Below are 255 nucleotides of genomic sequence, written 5' to 3'. Positions count from 1 at the left end.
GGCGGAGGCGACCCGCCGGTGGCTCACGGAACGAGGCTTGCCGCTGGGCGAACTGGTGATGCAGCCGCAGGGCGACAAGAGACCAGCTCGGGTGGTCAAGCTTGAACGAATGCACGAACTTCAGCGCCACCGCGAGGTGGTCCTGATCGTGGACGACGATCCCCGCGTCGTCAGGGAACTCCGCGACGCCGGCCTTCCGGTCTTCCACGCCACCTGGTCACCCTGGTCCCCGGCGCTGGGCAACCAGTGAGAACC

General features: G+C 67.8%; 1 protein-coding gene. It reads left to right on the top strand.

The genetic code is table 11. The features are described 5' to 3' along the window. The first annotated feature begins 58 nt into the window (after window positions 1-58). On the top strand, window positions 59-250 hold the full coding sequence (locus QSK25_RS45660; RefSeq protein WP_502881966.1) for an HAD family hydrolase: 192 nt from the start codon (window positions 59-61) through the stop codon (window positions 248-250). The last annotated feature ends 5 nt before the right edge of the window (window positions 251-255 follow it).

The organism is Lentzea sp. NBRC 102530 (assembly GCF_030269365.1).
GTDB lineage: Bacteria > Actinomycetota > Actinomycetes > Mycobacteriales > Pseudonocardiaceae > Lentzea.
This window is presented reverse-complemented; position numbering and strand designations above follow the sequence as displayed.

Bases quoted from the DNA above. Each gene is read 5' to 3' on its own strand.
- QSK25_RS45660 (WP_502881966.1), top strand. From the start codon at position 59: ATGCAGCCGCAGGGCGACAAGAGACCAGCTCGGGTGGTCAAGCTTGAA.